Genomic DNA, 17526 nt, shown 5'->3' with positions numbered 1-17526 from the left:
CTTACCTCCGATCCCTTATCTCACTTTGCCTTTTAATTTATATACATAAGCCAGTACTTCAGCCACGGCTTGAAACAAATCGGCGGGAATCGAGTCCCCGATCTCCGCCCTTTGAAACAGCGCACGGGCCAGCGGCTTGTTTTCCATCGTAATCACGCCGTTTTCCTTGGCGATCTCCTTGATCCGCAGAGCCACAAAATCCTGGCCTTTGGCTACGATTTGCGGGGCTTCCATGTTCGAGCCCTCGTACTTCAGGGCCACCGCGAAGTGGGTCGGGTTCGTGATGACGACGTCGGCCTTCGGCACTTCCTGCATCATCCGCTGCATCGCCATCCGGCGCTGCCGCTCCCTGATCTTCCCCTTGATCAGCGGATCCCCCTCCATTTTTTTATACTCGTCTTTAATGTCCTGTTTCGACATCCGAATGCTTTTCTCGAATTCATACTTTTGATACAAAAAATCCAGTGCGGCCATCACAAACAGGGCGGCCCCTATTTTTAGGCCGAGCGTCATCGTCAAACTGGCCACAAAATGAAACGTCTTCTCAATATTAACCTCGGACAGCTTGCCGATATCCGCGATGGCACCCCTTAGCGTTTGATAAACGAGAAAGCCGATGATCACCAGCTTTAAGATCGATTTCGCGAACTCGACCAGAGAACGGACCGAGAATATATTTTTAAACCCTTTGATCGGGTCCAGCTTGCTGAATTTGGGCTTCAGCGATTCCCCCGTCAGCATGAAACCGACCTGCATCAAATTAGCGGCGAGCGCCATGACGACGACGGTAAGAAACACCGGCGCCAGCAGCAGCAAAATGTCGATGCCGTATTCCACGGCGAGGCTCATGACGTTGTTAATCGACAAATCCATGGTCAGTCGGTTCAGAAAAATGTCCTTGAACAGTCCGACAAGCCGCTCCTTGAACGATGAGCCGAAGATGAGAAGGCTGAAAAAGGAAGCCAGCAGAACGACCGCGCCGGTTAAATCCTGGCTTTTGGCGACCTGGCCCTTTTTCCGGGTATCCTGCCGCTTTTTCGGGGTCGCTTTTTCGGTTTTTTCTCCGCCAAACAGCTGCAGATCCAGGGGATACCTGTAGGACACGTTCCTTCCCTCCATCCTCACATTACGCAGGCTTGTGACCGATAATCCCCAGAAGCGTCTGCATCGACTCAAACATGATCCCGAACAAGTCGCCGAAAATATAGGAAAAGCTCGGTACCAGCAAAAACAGAATCATCAGTCCGACAATAATTTTCAGCGGCATCCCGACGGCAAATACGTTAAACTGCGGTGCGGTGCGTGCCAGAAACCCCAGCCCGATGTCTGTCAGGAACAGCGCCGTGACGAGCGGAGCCGACATTTGAAAGGCAAGGACAAACGACTGGCCGAACGTCTTGATCAAAAATTCCGACAAGCTGCCATCCGCCATTCTCATAAACAACTCGTTGGAAAGCGGAACCCAGTCATAGCTCCGGATGATGCCGTCTAGCAAATAGTGGTGCCCGTTCATCGTCAAAAACAGCAGCAGGGCAAACATGTACTTGAAGTTGCCCAGCATTGGCGCTGAGGTGCCCGTCATTGGATCCAGCACGTTCGCGATCCCGAAGCCGATCTGGATGTCTGTGAAGGAGCCGGCCGTCTGGATCACCATAAACAGCACATAGGCGACGAATCCGAGCAGCAGCCCGATCAGCACTTCCCTGATGATCAAGAGGACGTAAGTCACATCTGCCGGAACGCTCTGATGCACGCCATAAGTTAGGTACACAAGCGCAGATACGAAAAAAGCGATGCCTATTTTGAAAATATTCGGGACTCCTTTGGAAGAAAGCACCGGAACGACAACAAAAAAGGCTGTAATTCGACAAAAAATAAGCATAAAAACCGGCAGACTTTCCAGCAGCATGTTCATTGAATAAGTCCGCCTATCCGATATATTTGTACAAGTTGTCCAAAATGTTAAAGGTGAAGTCCACCAGCGTCGTCAGGATCCATGGCCCAAAGAAAAGAATCGCCAGCAGTACGGCCACGATCTTTGGCACAAATGCCAGCGTCTGCTCCTGAATTTGGGTTGTCGCCTGGAAAATGCTGATCACCAGACCGACGATGAGTCCCAGCAGCAGCATGGGCGCACTGACCTTCAGCACGGTATATACCGCCTGGCCGGCGAGACCGATAATAAATTCCGAATTCATGGCTGAGCATCCCGCCCCTTCTTCATACTCATTCAGGTATTAAAGCTCATCAGCAGCGACTTGACGACCAAATACCAACCGTCCACCAGCACAAACAGCAAAATTTTAAACGGCAGCGAGATCATGACCGGCGGAAGCATCATCATGCCCATCGCCATCAAGGTACTGGATACGACGATATCTATAATGAGAAAAGGAATAAAGATCATGAATCCCATCTGAAAGGCCGTTTTGAGCTCGCTGATCGCGAACGCCGGCACCATGACCGTGAGCGGAATGTCCTTGTAGGTATTCGGCTTTTCGATCTTGGTATATTTCATAAACAGCAGCAGGTCCTTCTCCCTTGTGTTGGAGAACATGAACTTTTTCATCGGTTCCGCCGCTTTGTCCAAAGCCTGCGTCTGTGTCAGTTCCCCTTTTAAATACGGCTGCAGGGCCACATCATTGATGGAGGAAAAGGTTGGCGTCATGACAAACAGCGTCAAAAAAAGAGCCAGCCCTACGATGACCTGGTTAGGGGGCATCTGCTGAGTTCCAAGCGACGTTCTGACAAAACCGAGCACGATCACGATCCGCGTAAAACTGGTCATCAGCACAAGCAGCGCCGGCGCGATGCTGATGACCGTGATGAGAAGCAGAATCGAGAGCGAGCTGGTGCTTGGCTTCCCTCCGGAGTCCCCTACCTGGATATCGATATTCGGTATCGGATCCGCAAAGGCGGCCGTCACCGAGAGCAGGCTGATCAATGTAACGATGATACAAACGAACAAAACCTTCTTTTTCATGGCTCCCTCAACCGATCTGTAGTATTGTCTTCCCGCAGGAGCTCTTCCATCTTCTCTTTACGGTTCGACATCCGGCGCAGCTTCTCGTCAAATACTTCATGAAATTCCGGCGTTTCCTCCAGACTGATCTCCTCGGATACCGGTCCCGTTTTGCGCAGCTTTGCAGCAAGCTTGGCCACCAAAGGCGTTAACCCGTTCTGCGAGTATGCCGGATCCTGTTCAAACGATGCCAGGATGACGGCGACCTCGTCAGGGTCGGTAATTTTATCGACGAGGCGAATATCTTCGCCTACGCCGACCAAATATACGCTGCTGCCGATTTCAATGACCTGGAGCGATTTGTTCGGTCCCAGCCCGACAGCCCCCAGCGTCCGGATCGAACGGCTGCTGAACCAAGTTTTATTTTTCCGGCCGAGAAAACGGATCAGAAGAATAATGAGTGCAATAATCACCGCCAGGACGATGATGACATAAACCAGGCTGAGGGCGTAATTACCGGAGCCAGGAAGCGGCGTATCTGGATTACTCATCTAAAGTCCTAAACTCCCAGCGTCTTATTGATGGCTTCAATAACGCGGTCAGTCTGGAACGGTTTGACGATAAAATCCTTGGCGCCTGCTTGGATGGCGTCGATGACCATCGCCTGCTGCCCCATGGCGGAGCACATAATGACCTTCGCGGCCGGGTCGATCTTTTTGATTTCTTTCAGCGCGGCGATCCCGTCCATTTCCGGCATCGTAATATCCATCGTAATCAGGTCCGGACGAAGCTCTTTAAACTTCTCGATCGCCTGGGATCCATCCTGGGCCTCTCCGACTACCTCAAAACCGTTTTTAGTCAAAATATCACGGATCATCATTCTCATAAATGCAGCGTCATCCACGATAAGAATTCGATTTGCCATTGATTAAAAATCCTCCCTAAATTTTGCTATTGTAATTTTTGTATTCGGTCCCACTGGCTGAGAATATCCGTGACACGCACCCCGAAGTTTTCATCGATAACGACAACCTCGCCTTTGGCGATCAGCTTGTTGTTGATCAGGATGTCAACCGGCTCGCCCGCCAGCTTGTCCAGCTCGATGATTGAACCTTGAGACATTTCCAGGATATCCTTAATTTGCTTCTGGGTCCTTCCTAATTCTACGGTGACTTTAAGAGGAATGTCCATCAATAAGTTTAAATTATTTTGATCGACCTGGCCGTACGAGCCACCTTGTAAATTCGCAAATTGCACGGGCTGCACATTGACGTTGCGGTTAGGCATAGACCCGTAATGCTGCGGCATGGCCGCATAAGGATTCTGCATGTTCGGATCGTATGCTTGCCCCGGCATGGAAGCGGGCATCCCGGCAGCTGGAGCACCGTAGCCCGGCGCTCCGGACGGCATTCCGTAATCCTGCTGCTGCGGAGCCGGCTGACTGGCTGCCGGAGGAGGGTAAGAGGCCTCAGGCTGAGATGCCGGCCGCTCAGGCGCTTCAACCGCTGGAGCCGCCTGCTGCATCGACTGCTCCGCCTCGTCCGAACCATGGATCAGCATGCTGACCATATCCTTGGCGAACTGGACCGGAAGCAGCTGCATGATCGTGGAATCGATCAATTCTCCGATTTTGAGCCGGAAAGAGATCTTGATCAGCGTCTGCTCGGAAGGCAGGCTATTAACCCCGTCGCCGTTGGCCATGTCCAGAATGTCGATGCCTGGCGGCGAAATATTGACGAACCGGTTAAATATCGTCGACATCGAAGTGGCCGAAGAGCCCATCATTTGGTTCATCGCTTCCTGAACCGCGCTGATATGGATTTCGTTCAGCTCCGCATCCTGCGGATCACCTTCTCCGCCCAGCATCAGGTCGGCGATGACCTGCGCGTCACGCGTTTTAATGACCAAAGAGTTGATCCCTTCAAAACCGTCCACATACGTGACATGAACAGCCACATGGGGCTTGGGGAACTCTTCCTCAAACTGGCTGCGGGTAATGATCGACACCTTCGGCGTCGTAATGTCCACCTTCTTGCCAAGCAGCGTCGAAAGTGCGGTGGCTGCACTGCCAAACGTAATGTTGCCGATCTCTCCCAGTGCATCCTGCTCCAGAGGCGTTAAATAATCGTCTACCGTCGAACCCGCATTCCGGGAGAAGTCGGCCGCTTCGGTCTGTTTCAGCAGGGCGTCGATCTCTTCCTGGGATAAATAATCTTTACTCGTCAAGTTCCTCAGCTCCTTCGCTGACAATTTCGTCGATTTGCACGGCCACGCGGTCTTTGACGGTACCCGGGCTTCCTATAAACTTCAACCGGTCACCAACCTTGATTTTCAGTCCCGAATGTACCGGCTTGGCCAGGCTGATGACGTCCCCTACATTCAATCCCAAAAACTCGGATACGGAGATATAAGACTCCCCAAGCTCGGCGATCATGCTCAGCTTGGCTTGGCTGATCCGGTTTTTGAGCGACTCGGCTTCCTCCGGCACGCTGGACTTCTTCTCCGATACAAACCACTGATGGGCCGAGAGCTTCGACATGATCGGCTCCAGCACTACATGCGGAATACAGAGGTTGATCATACCCGTCGTATCGCCGATTTTGGTGCTGAGCGAAATCAGGGCGATGGTTTCATTCGGTGAGACGATCTGCATAAACTGCGGATTCGTCTCCATCGCTTCCATCCGTGGAGAGATATCCAGCACCGTTTTCCACGCTTCCGCCAAGCTCTCGAACGCCCGGCTGAAAATCCGCTCCATGATCGTCGTTTCGATTTCGGTGAGCGAGTTGATTTTGGAAGGAGCGTTTCCGACTCCGCCCAGCAGCCGGTCCAGCATGGCATAGGCCACGTTGGGGTGTACCTCCAGCACCATTCTTCCTTTCAACGGTTCCGCCTCAAAAATATTGAGAATCGTCATCTTCGGAATCGAGCGGATAAATTCGTCATAAGGAAGCTGCTCGACCTGAACGACGTTAATTTGAACAAACGTCCGCAGCTGTGCGGAAAAATAGGTCGTCAGATAACGTGCGAAATTTTCATGAATCCGTGTCAGACTTCGGATATGATCCTTGGAAAAGCGGACGGCCCGCTTGAAATCATAGGAACGGATTTTTTTCTGGGTCTCTTCTTTTTTAAGTTCCTCCGCATCCATTTCACCGGACGACAGTGCGGCGAGCAGGGCGTCAATCTCATTTTGCGATAATACATCAACCAATCATCTCACCCCCTTACGGTTTCCGGTCGTTATGTTACAGCGGCGTCAAAACAAAGTTCGTGATGGAGATTTGTGTCAGTTTCCCTCGTGTCAGGGTTTTATTGATCAGATTGATCAATTTTGCGCTTAATTGGTCTTTTCCTTTGGAGCCCTTCAGTTCCTCGGGTCTCGTATCGGCGAGCGTCTTAATAATGATGGGCTTGATTTCGAATTCTTTGATCTTATCGAATTCTTCCTTCGATTTTTTGTCGTTCAATTGGAACGCAAAATTCATCAATACGATATAATCCTGATCCGCGAGATTGGTCTTGATATCCGTAATCTCCGAAGTGATTTCCACAAGCTCGTCTGCCGATAATTTTGGAGCCTCGATCGTTTGGGCGGCCGATTTCGTTTCGTTTGAACTGCTCCCGAAATATTTATCCATCAGCAAAAATGCGGCAAGCACGATCAGTGTAATCGCCAGCAGTATCGTTATTAGCCAGGGCAGCATCTTTTTCATGGGGATTCCTCCGTTTGTTGCACTTTAATAGTTGCGTTGTGAACGCCGATTTCCTGATTGTATTGCTTCACCAGGGAAATGACTTCCGCCGCTTTTTCCAAAACAATCATTCGTTTGCCCGTAACCAGGGTAATATACGTGTCCGGCGTTTCTTCCACTGTTTCGATAAGCAGGGCATTCAGCCATAATGGTGAGCCGTTTAACCGGGTAACTAAAATCATAGCAGGCCTCCTATGGAAATCGGAGGAGGACAGGCCTCCCCCGTCACTTCACTCTACTAACGCTTCAGATTGACAATTTCCTGCAGAACTTCGTCAGAGGTCGTAATGATCCGGGAATTCGCCTGGAAGCCACGCTGGGCGACGATCATTTCGGTGAATTCGCCGGTCAGGTCGACGTTGGACATTTCCAACTGCCCGGCTACGATTGCACCAGTTCCTGCATCTGCGTCGTTCCCCGTTGTAGGGGTAAGCGTTCCACCATCGTTGGCGTTCAAAGTCATCCGGTACAGGTTACCGCCGATTTTCTCTAGACCTTCCGGGTTCGTCACCTTACCCACACCTATAATCGTTCCATTATCGGTAGTCCCGTCAGCCAGTTTCTGAATAATGGTTCCATCTTGGGAAATCGAGAATGAAACGGTCTCCGCTTGAAGCGTAATAGGAGTTCCATCGGAATCGCAAACGAACATCCCATCTGAAGTCACCAGATTTTTTTGCGCATCCACATGGAAGTCACCGGCGCGGGTCAGAAATGGTGTTTCCTGATCGCCTGACAGTTTAATAAGAAAGAATCCGTCTCCGTCGATCCGCAGGTCTGTAGGAACGTTGGTGGTCATCGCGCTTCCAGCCGTATGAACGGTATCAATCGAACCGATGGACACGCCGAGACCAATCTGCTTGGCATTAACTCCGGCTTGGTCTGTTCCGTCCGGCGCGGTCACGCCCGATACAGTCTGGCTCATGACATCCTTAAACATGACCCGGCCGGATTTAAAGCCCGTCGTGTTAACGTTGGCGATATTGTTGCCGATTACGTCGAGCTTGGTTTGGAATCCGCGCATCCCTGAAACGCCTGAATACATCGATCTCAACATTGGTCTGTTTCCTCCTAGGTTTGTGAAATGAACTGCGTCAGTCGGTCAGCAGTTCCCTGGCTTTCCGGTTCGGGCCAGCCAGCTTACGACAGCACGACCGCGCTGTCGATTTGGGTAAACACGTTGTCTTTCATGGATTTGCCGTCCATCGCTGTCACGACCGTCCGGTTAGGAACGTTGACGATGAGCGCCATATCCTTCATCAGGATCAGCGATTCCTTGCTGCCTTTGGCGGCAGCCTTTTCAACGGCTTGGTTCAGCTTGTCCAGCTGCTCCCCTTTGATCTCGATCCCTCTTTGCTCCAGCCGCTTGGCCGCATGATTGCTGAACTTGAGCAGGCTTCCCTGCAGCAGTTCATCAAATGACGTCTGGGACGAGGCGTCCGGCGTTGCGGCCGGTTTCGAAGTCTTGACGGGTGCTGCCGGATATATCCTTCCGGGATAGAGCTGTCCGATCGTCATCCGTTCGTTCATGCCGATTCCCCGTTCCCGCCTGTCGTGCCCTCTCCTGCCGCTGCGCTTGTTGCCTCGGCGCCTGTCTCTCCGGTTTCAGAGGCGCTGCCCGCAGAACCTTCTGCCGCGCCGCCCGCATTCGACGCACCGTCAGTTGATGGCGTTTCGGTATCCGCCGGCGGAGTACCCTCTTCCTGCTTGGCATTCATGATTTCGACGATCTTCGTAATCGGAATCGCTACCGACCCGACGGAAGCGTACTGAACGCCGTCCTTGACGATAATCGAATCCACGATGCCCGTTTTGATCTCAGACGTACTTTCGCCTGATTGATCGGAGCTGCTTCCGCTATCGACCCAGCTGATCTGTTTGCCGATCAGTCCCGATACGTTGCCAAGGGACTGGCTCATGGCGTTCAGCTGGCTGGATATGTTCATCAGCTGCTCGACCGAGGTGAATTGGGCCATCTGGGCAATAAATTCCTTGTCCTCCATCGGCTGCATCGGGTCCTGGTTTTTAAGCTGGGTCACCAGAATGCTCAGAAACTGGTCCTTGCCGAGCGTCTGCGTCTTCGTGCTGGCCTTCTGCACGTTGGAAGCCGAGTAGTTAGGCCAAATGTTGCTTGTCGATACGATATCTGACATAGTTGTTCACCTCCGTTTTTACGCTTTGGCTGTAAATGTATTTCCTTGATCCGCCTGCTGCCGGGCAAGCCATTCATTCAGCTCGTCTCCCAGCTCAGCCACGGTCAAGGCATCTTCGGAGGAAGCGTTCTTGTCCTTTTGCCGGCGGTTCGGCTGCTGCTGACCCGATTGGGATTGACGGCCGTCGTGATACATTTGGGACTGCAGCGAAGGGTTTTGCGTTACCACAAGTTTCTCAACCTGCACACCCTGCGACTGCAACGTACTGCGGAGCTGACTCATCTGCTGTTCCAGCAAATCCTTGGCTCCGGCGTGCTCGGTCGTAAATTGGGCAACGAGCTGTCCGTTTTGCATCGTCAGCTTAATGTCGACCTGGCCCAAATGTTCCGGGTACAGCGATATTTTCGCTTCCGAGATGCCTTCTTGCTTCACGATTTCCAGCTTGTTTACGACAAATGTGCTCATTTCTTTGGCAAACTGCGTAACGGGCACCGCTTGCGCCGCTGCTTTATGAGGCGACTGAATGCCTTCTTTCATCACGAGATGCCCTGCCGTTACCGTCGTCTGGCTGGTAAGCGGATCCTCCGGCTTCGCCGCCGCTTCCACCTCTTCTCCGGAAGAAGGGCTTGCAGCGGATGCTGCTGTTTGCGCATCGGCATTCGGCTGCTGTCTCGTCAAGATCGTACTCAGCACGGCCTTGCCGCTTGCAGCGGATGCAGTATCGCCTGCCGGCTGCTGCCGGATCGCTTCCAGCAACGCGGATATGCGGCTGGCTTGTCCTTCCGCTTTAGGCTGAAACATTGGTGCCGCATCCTGTGGTGCTGCCGATTCCGAGTCCTTGACCAGAGCCGCCGGCTTACTTTTCCCAGGAGCTGTGGCGTTCTGAACCAGGTTATGGAACGTTTCCAGCAGTTCTGCCGCCTGCGCCGTGGTGTCCGCCCCCGTACTTGGCTGCTGCAGCACCGTGATCAGCTGGGTCAACGCATCCTGTGCGGCAAACCGTGCCGTCGCCGGGTGGTTGGCCAGTGCCGTCAAGGCTTGATCTCCCTCATTAGCCGGGGTGTCTTCAGATTGTGCTTCGCCGTTTCCTTGAACGTTCAGCAGCAAGGTGGTTACCTGCTGAATCCAGCTTTGCAGAGCGCTCAGCACTTCAGGGTCTTCGGCAATCGCTTCATCCAGCTGATCGGCATCCAGAAGAAGGCTTTGCAGCAGGGCTGCGGTGTTCTGCTCATCACTGTCCCCGTTCTCTTGAACCGCTGTCGTTTGAGCATTTTTCAGCAGCCCTTCCAAAAGTGACGCCACGCCGTTCATGGCCGAAGCTTCCTGCGAACCGCCTGCTGTACCTGTCATCAGCTGCGTCAACGAGACTCCAAATGCCGGTACCAGTGCCGTTCCCGCCGAGGCGTTTGCCGCACCGCCGCTTGTTCCTGCTGTCTTCGCTCCGGCTGACGCACCTGCGGAAATGTTTTGAAATATCAGGCTCATCTTTGTTTTCACCTCCTTTCGCGTGCAGTACTACATTCAAGTACTCTGTTGAAAAGAAGCTCTGGTTGAAAAGAATCTCTACTTGCTGCTTAGCAATTTGTTGAGAATGACAGCGCTCGTCTTCTGGTCTGTTTTGCTCATCGAATCCAAAATGCTTGACCGTGTCGAATCTGCCACGGCGCCCAGAATCGTCAGTACTTTGTCCGGACTGATCTTGTACATGGCCAGCAGCAGATTGGCTGCGCTGTCCGCGTTCATCGACCCGAACGTCTGGCTGATTTGAGCCTTGTCGAGCCCGGTTGACGACGGTGTCGTCTGTGCGGCGCTGTCCTTGTTCACTCTGGATTGAAGCGCCGCGATCGCCAAATCGCTGGATGACACGGAGTCCTTCATATTCAGCGTGATATCGGCCGCCATCTTCGGATCCATCTTGGCGAGGATGTTCATTCGGCTGTCGGCATCCATGGCGCTAAGCAGCTGAACGACCTCTTCCGTGGTCATATTCTGCAGAATCGGCGCCGCTTTGCTCGGGCTCATGCCGGCGTACATTTTCGCCAAGTTTTTGACCTGCTTCTCGTAATCGTCGGCGGTATTTCCCGTCTGTGCATCCGAAGCCTGCGCGCTGCTCTCCTGCAGCTGATCGATCTGCGTCTGCAGCGATTTGATTTTACTGTCCTGCTGCTGCCGGTCTTCCTTAGCCTTCTGAAGATCCGCTTCTTTGGCTTCCAGCTGGCTTTTCAGCTCCTTGATCGTAGCGGTCGCGCTCTCCACCTGTGCTTTCGTTTTGTCCAGCTTGGCCGCTTCCGGATCCTTAACCGGGTCAGGGACCCAGTTTTTCACAACCGGAATTTTGTTGGCAACGCCGAGCACTTCGTTCCGCACGTTGGTGTTCAGCAGCATCAGAAGCACGCCCAGAAGCACCACCGTAAAGATGATTGGTATAACAAAAAACAAAAACCGTTCAAATCCCCCTGTTGATTCTTTCTCTAATTCTTCAAAACCTGTTCTTGCCACAGTTGTTCCACCCCCAAGCCAGCAGCTCTATATCACGTTCACTCATCTCGCCCTAGCGCCCATGGCAAACCGTACGGTCGCCATCTCGTCAAGCTCGTTCTGCTCATGCAGGAGCGCCTGCTGCTGAAATGCCGTCTTTGCTTTATCCCGCGCTTTTAACCAGACGTTTTCATCCAGCATCTTTGTGGACAAATGCTTCTGCTGCATCTGAACCTTCATATTGGCTCTGTTCACATCCACATGCTTCATCCGTATGCATTGGTCCAAATATTCGACATACGCCTGAATTTCCTGAATCATGGAGACAGGAACGCATTGGCCTGCGGCTTCCTGAAGCTGCTTGACCATGCTCTCCCGGATATCCAGCAGTTCTCCCAGCGACTTTTCTTCCGCCTGAAGCTTGCCGATGGCGCTGGACAGCATCCATTCCGCCTGGGTACGTTCGTTGCTTTTGAGGTCGACAATTTTTTGGAACGCGTACTGAAATCTCATCCCTTAAGGTCATCTCCTTGAAAATTCGGAAATCAAACGTTCTTGAACCTGCTCCAGCGTCACTTTTTCGTCTACGCGCTGCTTGGTAAAATCCCAGATGGCCTGGATGGAATCGATGGCTTCATCGATTTGCTCGTTCGAGCCTTTTTGGTAAGCGCCGATGTTGATCAGATCCTCGGACTCTTTATAGACAGCCATCAGCCGCTTCAAATTATCCGCAGCGTCCGTCTGCTCGCGCGGCGCAATATCCTTCATCACCCGGCTGATGCTGGCAAGCACGTCGATCGCGGGAAAATGGCCCTTGTTCGCGATGCCCCGGTTCAGCACGATGTGCCCGTCCAGGATTCCCCGCACCGCATCCGCGATCGGCTCATTCATGTCGTCGCCGTCGACGAGCACGGTGTAAAAGGCGGTAATGGAACCTTGCGGCCCTGTCCCCGCCCGTTCGAGCAGCTTCGGCAGGCTCGCGAACACCGACGGCGTATAACCGCGCATCGCCGGCGGTTCGCCGATCGCCAGCCCCACTTCCCGCTGCGCCATCGCATACCGCGTCACGGAATCCATCATCAGCATGACGTTCATGCCCCGGTCCCGGAAATACTCGGCGATGGTCGTCGCGATCAGCGCTCCCTTGATCCGGATCAGCGCAGGCTGGTCGGAGGTGGCCACGATGACCACCGAGCGCTGCAGTCCTTCAGGGCCTAGGTCGCGCTCGATAAAATCGAGCACTTCCCGTCCCCGCTCGCCGATGAGCGCGATCACGTTGACATCCGCCGCGGTGTTGCGCGCGATCATGCCCATCAGCGTACTTTTCCCGACGCCGGATCCGGCGAAAATCCCGACCCGCTGCCCTTTGCCGATGGTCAGCAGGCCGTCGATCGCCCGTACGCCAATGCTGATCGGTTCCAGCACCCGGGGCCGGTTCAGCGGGTTGGGCGGCGTGTTATACGTCGAGCTGTGCGGCATTCGGGTCGGAATCAGTGAGCCGTCGAGCGGCTGCCCCAAACCGTCCAGCACCTTGCCAAGCAGCTCGGAGCCTACCTGAACGCTTAGCGGCTTGCCCGTGCCGACCACATCGCACCCCGGTCCGATCGACTGCAGCTCGCCGAGCGGCATGAGCAGAACCTTGTTGTCGCGGAAACCGACAACCTCCGCCTGCAGCGGCTTGGCGCCTTTGCTCGGATAAATGTAGCAGACGTCTCCGACGCTGGCGTCCGGGCCTTCCGACTCGACCATCAGTCCGATGACCTGGGTGACTTTCCCATTGATCCGGACCGGATCAATGTTCCGCAAATGCTCCATATACCGTCCGCTGTCAAGCACCTTCATCTTGGTCTCTCCGTTCCCCTTCGTCCAGAGCGATACGTATCAGCTCTTTTTTGATTTCGGTCAGCTGTGTTTCCACGCGGGCGTCGACGCTGCCGAACGAGGAGCGGATAACGCAGCCGTGATCATGGACCGTAGCATCCGGCAGGATTTGCAGCTCCGCTTGCGAATCGATCGCCACGCTGAGCTCTTCCCGGGCCGCCTGCACAAAAGCGAAATGCTCCGGCGCCACGCAAAGCGTAATTACGCCCTGCTCCCGTTTGCGGGACAAGTTCTTCCGAATGAGATCGATCGCATAATCCCGGTCCACGGTCAGCTGCTTGTCGATCACCTTCTCGGCGATGGCACAGCTCAGATCTACGAGAAAGGGCTCGGCTTCCTGAATGATCTGCTCCTTGATCATATAGGCATGCCGCAAAACCGACTGGGCTTCGGCCATCATTTCCTGAAGCTTGGCCGCAAGATCCGCCTCCGCTTTCTCAGCGCCTTCCCGGTATCCTTCCGCGTAGCCTTCCGACTTCACGGCCTCGATCAGGTGCTCGTCCTGCTCCCTGCGTTCCTGCCACCAGGCATTGATCTTCTCCTCGTTCTCGGCCAGTATCCGCTGCGCCTCTTCAGACGCCTCACGGATGTGACGCTCCGCGAACTCCTTGGCATCCTGCAGCATTTCCTGGCTGAGACGTTTACTCTCTTCATCCGCCTGGGCCCGGATCTCTTCAATCTTTACCTCGTTGTTTACCTCATCCTGCTCCGGAAGCGCATAGTGCCTTGCAAGATCCAGCCGCTTGAGGGCTTCCACCGGTACGTACTGCGAAGACTTAATCAAATTAGACAATGATGTCATCTCCTCCGCCGCGGGCGATGATAATCTCCCCAGCTTCTTCCAGTCTGCGGATGGTGCCTACGATGCGGGTCTGAGCTTCTTCGACGTCACGCAGCCGCACTGGCCCCATATATTCCATCTCTTCCTTGAAGGTTTCGGCCATCCGCTTGGACATGTTGCGGAAAATGACGTCCCGCACCTCTTCGCTCGCCACCTTGAGGGCAAGCTGAAGGTCGGCGTTCTCGATGTCGCGGATGATCCGCTGAATGGAACGGTTGTCGACGTTGACGATATCCTCGAATACGAACATTCTCTTCTTGATTTCTTCGGCCAGCTCCGGATCCTGAATTTCGAGCGAATCGAGGATCGTTCGTTCGGTTCCACGGTCGACCCCGTTCAAAATCTGGACGATCGATTCGATGCCGCCGGCATTCGTGTAATCCTGTGTCACGGTCGCCGACAGTTTCTGCTCCAGCACGCGCTCTACCTGGGCGATAACTTCAGGTGACGTGCTGTCCATAACCGCGATTCTTCTTGCCACATCCGCCTGCTTTTCCTGCGGCAGGGAGGACAGAATCGCCGCCGCCTGCTCAAATTGCAGATAGGACAGCACCAGGGCGATCGTCTGGGCATTTTCGTTCTGTATAAAGTTCAAAATCTGGTTCGGATCCGCTTTGCGGGCAAAATCGAACGGGCGCACCTGCAGCGTCGCCGTCAGACGGTTGATGACCTCCAGTGCTTTTTGCGAGCCGAGCGCCTTTTCAAGAATTTCCTTGGCGTAGTTGATGCCGCCCTGCGAAATATATTCCTGGGCCAGACAGATTTGATGAAACTCGGACATAATCAGGTCCTTTTCCACACTGTCCACTTTGCGCACATTGGCGATTTCCAGCGTCAGCTGCTCGATCTCGTCGTCACGCAAGTGCTTGAAAATTTGTGCGGACACTTCCGGTCCCAGCGTAATGAGCAGGATGGCCGCTTTTTGGCGCCCGCTCAGTGCCTGGCTGTTTGCTTTTGCCATAAATCCACCCCCTATTCATCCGCGAGCCATGTGCGCAGCAGGTTGACGAATTCATCCGGCTTTCTCTTCGCCAGCGTCTCCAGCTGTTTGCGCACCTGACTTTCGTTCGTCACGCTCTCCAGATTAATGGAAGGAAACTCTGCCGCAGGCGGCAGCGGAAGATCTTCTTCGATTTCCTCTTTGTTCTTGCGGCGGCGGTAAATCAGGTAACCTCCACCCGCAAGCAGCGCAAGCGCGGCAAGGCCGATTCCCCACAGCATGCCTTGGGAAAGCTTGATTCCGCTCGGCTGGGTAACATTACCACTGAAAGGTTGCGAATAGACCGAAACTTTTTTAGCCAAATCAGCGTCTGTATATGTAATACCGGAATCGGCAAGCGATGCCCTTACGATATTTACCAAGATATTCTGAATGGCATCTCTGGTTTGTTGATCTACACTGGTTTGTCCCGTTGGTGGTTCAACTGCTACGTTTATGGTTAAATCTTTTACGGTATACGGACTGGCAACGATGTCTTTGGTAATATGGTTAACCTCGTAATTAATCGTCTTGGACAAATCCTCGGAAGTTACGTCACCTGTGGACGAGTTACTTGGATACCCCGGCACCTGGGTTTGGCCCGTGCCCGCCACTCCGCTATCCGGATTGCTCTTACCCGTATAATTCTTCGAAATTTCCTGAACGCTGATTTCAATGCCTTTCATGTTCTCCGTATCTACCGGTGTCACCATGTTTTCCTTGCTCTGAACTTTATCGAAATTCAGCTTGGAGACGACGAGGACATCGACTTTATTCGGTCCCATGAACTGGCTCAGAAATTCTTTGACGTTCTGGCGAACTTCGCTTTCGAACTTTTTCTGAAGCGCAAAATTTTCTTCGACGGACGAGGACAGCGTTCCCGAACCGCCTTGGGCCGACGACAGCAGCTCCGTATTGCCCTCTGATTCGGTGATGGTAATATTCTCTACCGGCAGATTCGGTACGGCGGTCTTGACCAAGTTGAAGTACCCGTCGATCGTTTGCTGGCTTGGATGATAACCCGGCTTAAAGCTAAGCACGACTGAGGCGCTTGCTTTCTCCTGATCTTCTTCGCTTGCAAACACACTTTCCTTCGGCAGGTTTACTAGGACTTTAGCCTTATTAATGCCGTTCATGCTCGTGAGCAGCTGCTCGACTTCTCCGTTCAATGCGTTGTTGTACTTGACGTTAAACTCGCTGTCGGTTGTGCCGATCGATGATGATTGATCGAATGTTTTGAAACCGATGGATCCGTTCTGAATGAGTCCCTGTGAGCCGACATCAACCTTGATGCGGGCCGCCTCCGTACTCGGTACCGAAATGGATGTTCCGTTAGGACTCAATTTATACGGGATGTTGTTCGTATCGAGGTAGTTCATAATGCCTGCGGAGTCGCTGGCATTCAAGTCCTTGAAGGCCACTTCATACTCCGTTTTGGAAAACTGCATGGTCAGCACGACAATGGCGATGATAATAAAAGCGATCGTAGAAATGAATAAAATTTTCTGTTTTTTGCTGAATTGATTCCAGTACTGAACGACCTTGTCCTTATACTGGACGATTCTTTCGTTCACAACGTCACCCACCCCACCCGAAAACTTAGCATAAATCTATGAATGAATAGGTTCAGGCGATCCGCCAAATCCTTCGTTCACTCTTTTGTCTGCAGCCTTTAAATTTGCGTCCGCATGATCTCCTGGTACGCTTCGATCGCTTTGTTCCGAATCTGTGTCGTCAGCTCCAGGCTGAGAAGCGCTTTTTGCGAAGAAACCATCACCTGGTCCACATCAACTTGTCCGAGCATGAACTGATTGCTCATTTCTTCGGCGGCTTTCTCTTGCCCGGCCACCTGGTTCAGCGCATTTTCCAGATAAGATCCGAAATCGCTAAGGGATTGGGCTGGCGTCTTGCTTGCGCTTGATGCGCTTTGCTTCATGTCGAGCGGTTGGATGCTTTGTGTCGAAAACATCGAGTTTTGAATCATCAATGTCCCTCCTTACCTGCATTTATTTATTCAGACTAGGCTTATCGGCCTATTTCCAAGGCCTTCGTGATCATCGCTTTTGAGGAATTCAGTGCTGTGACGTTCGCTTCGTAAGATCTCGTGGCCGAAATCATATCGATCATTTCTTTGGCGATATCCACGTTAGGCATGTAGACATACCCTTGCGCATCTGCATCCGGATGAGTCGGATTGTATACCGGCTTCAGCGGCGTCTGATCCTCCTGGATTGCAGCCACTTTCACACCTTTCCCCGCGCTTTGTCCGTTCATTTGTGCTTCCAGCATGCTGGAGAAATCCGATTCATTCGGCGAAAGCACAACCATTTTGCGGCGGTACGGCACCGCTTTGCCGTCAACTACCGACGCTCTCGTCGTTTCTGCATTCGCAATGTTGGACGAAATGACGTCCATCCGCAAACGCTGTGCCGTCAGCGCCGAAGCGCTGATCCCAAAGCTGCTGTTCATGTTCACCC

The 17526-nt window shown here is 53.1% G+C and carries 22 protein-coding genes; all 22 read right to left on the bottom strand.

Annotated elements, in window-relative coordinates:
- Window positions 1–15: 15 nt before the first annotated feature.
- On the bottom strand, window positions 16–1104 hold the full coding sequence (gene flhB, locus ABIE48_RS08965) for a flagellar biosynthesis protein FlhB (RefSeq protein ID WP_325168650.1): 1089 nt from the start codon (window positions 1102–1104) through the stop codon (window positions 16–18).
- 22 nt (window positions 1105–1126) lie between these two features.
- Window positions 1127–1915 carry a flagellar biosynthetic protein FliR gene (gene fliR, locus ABIE48_RS08960; protein ID WP_192714744.1) on the bottom strand — a complete coding sequence of 263 codons (789 nt, stop codon included), beginning with the start codon at window positions 1913–1915 and terminating at the stop codon, window positions 1127–1129.
- Window positions 1916–1928: 13 nt separating this feature from the next.
- Entirely contained in the window at window positions 1929–2198 is a 270-nt protein-coding gene (gene fliQ / locus ABIE48_RS08955) for a flagellar biosynthesis protein FliQ (protein WP_076168126.1), read from the bottom strand.
- A gap of 32 nt (window positions 2199–2230) precedes the next feature.
- A complete protein-coding gene (fliP, locus tag ABIE48_RS08950) occupies window positions 2231–2983 on the bottom strand; it encodes a flagellar type III secretion system pore protein FliP (protein ID WP_089546549.1) in 753 nt (250 codons plus the stop codon).
- Complete coding sequence (locus ABIE48_RS08945) at window positions 2980–3513, bottom strand: flagellar biosynthetic protein FliO (protein WP_105443623.1); 534 nt, start codon at window positions 3511–3513, stop codon at window positions 2980–2982. The genes fliP and ABIE48_RS08945 overlap by 4 nt, the downstream gene beginning before the upstream one ends.
- Window positions 3514–3521: 8 nt before the next feature.
- On the bottom strand, window positions 3522–3887 hold the full coding sequence (locus ABIE48_RS08940) for a response regulator (RefSeq protein ID WP_076168133.1): 366 nt from the start codon (window positions 3885–3887) through the stop codon (window positions 3522–3524).
- Window positions 3888–3913: 26 nt separating this feature from the next.
- Window positions 3914–5188 (bottom strand): flagellar motor switch phosphatase FliY, encoded by a 1275-nt coding sequence (gene fliY, locus ABIE48_RS08935; RefSeq protein ID WP_105443624.1) that lies wholly within the window; start codon window positions 5186–5188, stop codon window positions 3914–3916.
- Entirely contained in the window at window positions 5178–6176 is a 999-nt protein-coding gene (gene fliM / locus ABIE48_RS08930) for a flagellar motor switch protein FliM (RefSeq protein ID WP_076168138.1), read from the bottom strand. Before fliM ends, fliY begins: the two co-directional genes overlap by 11 nt.
- A 34-nt stretch (window positions 6177–6210) precedes the next feature.
- Window positions 6211–6678, bottom strand: a complete 468-nt coding sequence (locus ABIE48_RS08925) for a flagellar basal body-associated FliL family protein (RefSeq protein ID WP_076168140.1) — start codon at window positions 6676–6678, stop codon at window positions 6211–6213.
- Window positions 6675–6899 (bottom strand): flagellar FlbD family protein, encoded by a 225-nt coding sequence (locus ABIE48_RS08920; protein WP_076168142.1) that lies wholly within the window; start codon window positions 6897–6899, stop codon window positions 6675–6677. The genes ABIE48_RS08925 and ABIE48_RS08920 overlap by 4 nt, the downstream gene beginning before the upstream one ends.
- 56 nt (window positions 6900–6955) lie before the next feature.
- Window positions 6956–7774, bottom strand: a complete 819-nt coding sequence (gene flgG, locus ABIE48_RS08915) for a flagellar basal body rod protein FlgG (RefSeq protein WP_094593773.1) — start codon at window positions 7772–7774, stop codon at window positions 6956–6958.
- Between the two features lie 83 nt (window positions 7775–7857).
- Window positions 7858–8247 (bottom strand): TIGR02530 family flagellar biosynthesis protein, encoded by a 390-nt coding sequence (locus ABIE48_RS08910; protein ID WP_116231250.1) that lies wholly within the window; start codon window positions 8245–8247, stop codon window positions 7858–7860.
- Window positions 8244–8870 carry a flagellar hook capping FlgD N-terminal domain-containing protein gene (locus tag ABIE48_RS08905; RefSeq protein WP_145021926.1) on the bottom strand — a complete coding sequence of 209 codons (627 nt, stop codon included), beginning with the start codon at window positions 8868–8870 and terminating at the stop codon, window positions 8244–8246. The genes ABIE48_RS08910 and ABIE48_RS08905 overlap by 4 nt, the downstream gene beginning before the upstream one ends.
- A gap of 18 nt (window positions 8871–8888) precedes the next feature.
- On the bottom strand, window positions 8889–10355 hold the full coding sequence (locus tag ABIE48_RS08900; protein WP_192714745.1) for a flagellar hook-length control protein FliK: 1467 nt from the start codon (window positions 10353–10355) through the stop codon (window positions 8889–8891).
- 78 nt (window positions 10356–10433) lie between these two features.
- Complete coding sequence (locus ABIE48_RS08895; RefSeq protein WP_192714746.1) at window positions 10434–11369, bottom strand: MotE family protein; 936 nt, start codon at window positions 11367–11369, stop codon at window positions 10434–10436.
- A gap of 42 nt (window positions 11370–11411) precedes the next feature.
- On the bottom strand, window positions 11412–11861 hold the full coding sequence (fliJ, locus tag ABIE48_RS08890; RefSeq protein WP_105443629.1) for a flagellar export protein FliJ: 450 nt from the start codon (window positions 11859–11861) through the stop codon (window positions 11412–11414).
- A 9-nt stretch (window positions 11862–11870) separates the two neighbouring features.
- Window positions 11871–13190 carry a flagellar protein export ATPase FliI gene (gene fliI / locus ABIE48_RS08885; RefSeq protein ID WP_076168156.1) on the bottom strand — a complete coding sequence of 440 codons (1320 nt, stop codon included), beginning with the start codon at window positions 13188–13190 and terminating at the stop codon, window positions 11871–11873.
- Window positions 13177–14022: a FliH/SctL family protein gene (locus ABIE48_RS08880; protein WP_089546542.1), complete on the bottom strand. Its 846-nt coding sequence runs from the start codon at window positions 14020–14022 to the stop codon at window positions 13177–13179. Before ABIE48_RS08880 ends, fliI begins: the two co-directional genes overlap by 14 nt.
- Complete coding sequence (gene fliG / locus ABIE48_RS08875) at window positions 14015–15031, bottom strand: flagellar motor switch protein FliG (protein WP_076168160.1); 1017 nt, start codon at window positions 15029–15031, stop codon at window positions 14015–14017. Before fliG ends, ABIE48_RS08880 begins: the two co-directional genes overlap by 8 nt.
- 11 nt (window positions 15032–15042) lie before the next feature.
- Window positions 15043–16623 carry a flagellar basal-body MS-ring/collar protein FliF gene (fliF, locus tag ABIE48_RS08870; protein WP_145021935.1) on the bottom strand — a complete coding sequence of 527 codons (1581 nt, stop codon included), beginning with the start codon at window positions 16621–16623 and terminating at the stop codon, window positions 15043–15045.
- Window positions 16624–16721: 98 nt separating this feature from the next.
- Window positions 16722–17033 (bottom strand): flagellar hook-basal body complex protein FliE, encoded by a 312-nt coding sequence (gene fliE / locus ABIE48_RS08865; RefSeq protein ID WP_076168164.1) that lies wholly within the window; start codon window positions 17031–17033, stop codon window positions 16722–16724.
- A 41-nt stretch (window positions 17034–17074) separates the two neighbouring features.
- Window positions 17075–17518, bottom strand: a complete 444-nt coding sequence (gene flgC, locus ABIE48_RS08860; protein ID WP_234489631.1) for a flagellar basal body rod protein FlgC — start codon at window positions 17516–17518, stop codon at window positions 17075–17077.
- Window positions 17519–17526 lie beyond the last annotated feature (8 nt).

The sequence above is a fragment of the Paenibacillus sp. OAE614 genome, from assembly GCF_040546645.1.
In the GTDB taxonomy this organism is placed as follows: domain Bacteria; phylum Bacillota; class Bacilli; order Paenibacillales; family Paenibacillaceae; genus Paenibacillus_AQ; species Paenibacillus_AQ favisporus.
This window is presented reverse-complemented; position numbering and strand designations above follow the sequence as displayed.

What these genes read in the sequence shown, in the direction of transcription:
- flgC (WP_234489631.1), bottom strand. Translation starts at nt 17,518, where the DNA reads ATGAACAGCAGCTTTGGGATCAGCGCTTCGGCGCTGACGGCACAGCGT.
- fliE (WP_076168164.1), bottom strand. Translation starts at nt 17,033, where the DNA reads ATGATTCAAAACTCGATGTTTTCGACACAAAGCATCCAACCGCTCGAC.
- ABIE48_RS08920 (WP_076168142.1), bottom strand. Translation starts at nt 6,899, where the DNA reads ATGATTTTAGTTACCCGGTTAAACGGCTCACCATTATGGCTGAATGCC.
- ABIE48_RS08925 (WP_076168140.1), bottom strand. Translation starts at nt 6,678, where the DNA reads ATGAAAAAGATGCTGCCCTGGCTAATAACGATACTGCTGGCGATTACA.
- ABIE48_RS08945 (WP_105443623.1), bottom strand. Translation starts at nt 3,513, where the DNA reads ATGAGTAATCCAGATACGCCGCTTCCTGGCTCCGGTAATTACGCCCTC.
- flgG (WP_094593773.1), bottom strand. Translation starts at nt 7,774, where the DNA reads ATGTTGAGATCGATGTATTCAGGCGTTTCAGGGATGCGCGGATTCCAA.
- fliG (WP_076168160.1), bottom strand. Translation starts at nt 15,031, where the DNA reads ATGGCAAAAGCAAACAGCCAGGCACTGAGCGGGCGCCAAAAAGCGGCC.
- fliR (WP_192714744.1), bottom strand. Translation starts at nt 1,915, where the DNA reads ATGAACATGCTGCTGGAAAGTCTGCCGGTTTTTATGCTTATTTTTTGT.
- fliI (WP_076168156.1), bottom strand. Translation starts at nt 13,190, where the DNA reads ATGAAGGTGCTTGACAGCGGACGGTATATGGAGCATTTGCGGAACATT.
- ABIE48_RS08900 (WP_192714745.1), bottom strand. Translation starts at nt 10,355, where the DNA reads ATGAGCCTGATATTTCAAAACATTTCCGCAGGTGCGTCAGCCGGAGCG.
- fliQ (WP_076168126.1), bottom strand. Translation starts at nt 2,198, where the DNA reads ATGAATTCGGAATTTATTATCGGTCTCGCCGGCCAGGCGGTATATACC.
- ABIE48_RS08905 (WP_145021926.1), bottom strand. Translation starts at nt 8,870, where the DNA reads ATGTCAGATATCGTATCGACAAGCAACATTTGGCCTAACTACTCGGCT.
- ABIE48_RS08940 (WP_076168133.1), bottom strand. Translation starts at nt 3,887, where the DNA reads ATGGCAAATCGAATTCTTATCGTGGATGACGCTGCATTTATGAGAATG.
- ABIE48_RS08910 (WP_116231250.1), bottom strand. Translation starts at nt 8,247, where the DNA reads ATGAACGAACGGATGACGATCGGACAGCTCTATCCCGGAAGGATATAT.
- fliP (WP_089546549.1), bottom strand. Translation starts at nt 2,983, where the DNA reads ATGAAAAAGAAGGTTTTGTTCGTTTGTATCATCGTTACATTGATCAGC.
- fliJ (WP_105443629.1), bottom strand. Translation starts at nt 11,861, where the DNA reads ATGAGATTTCAGTACGCGTTCCAAAAAATTGTCGACCTCAAAAGCAAC.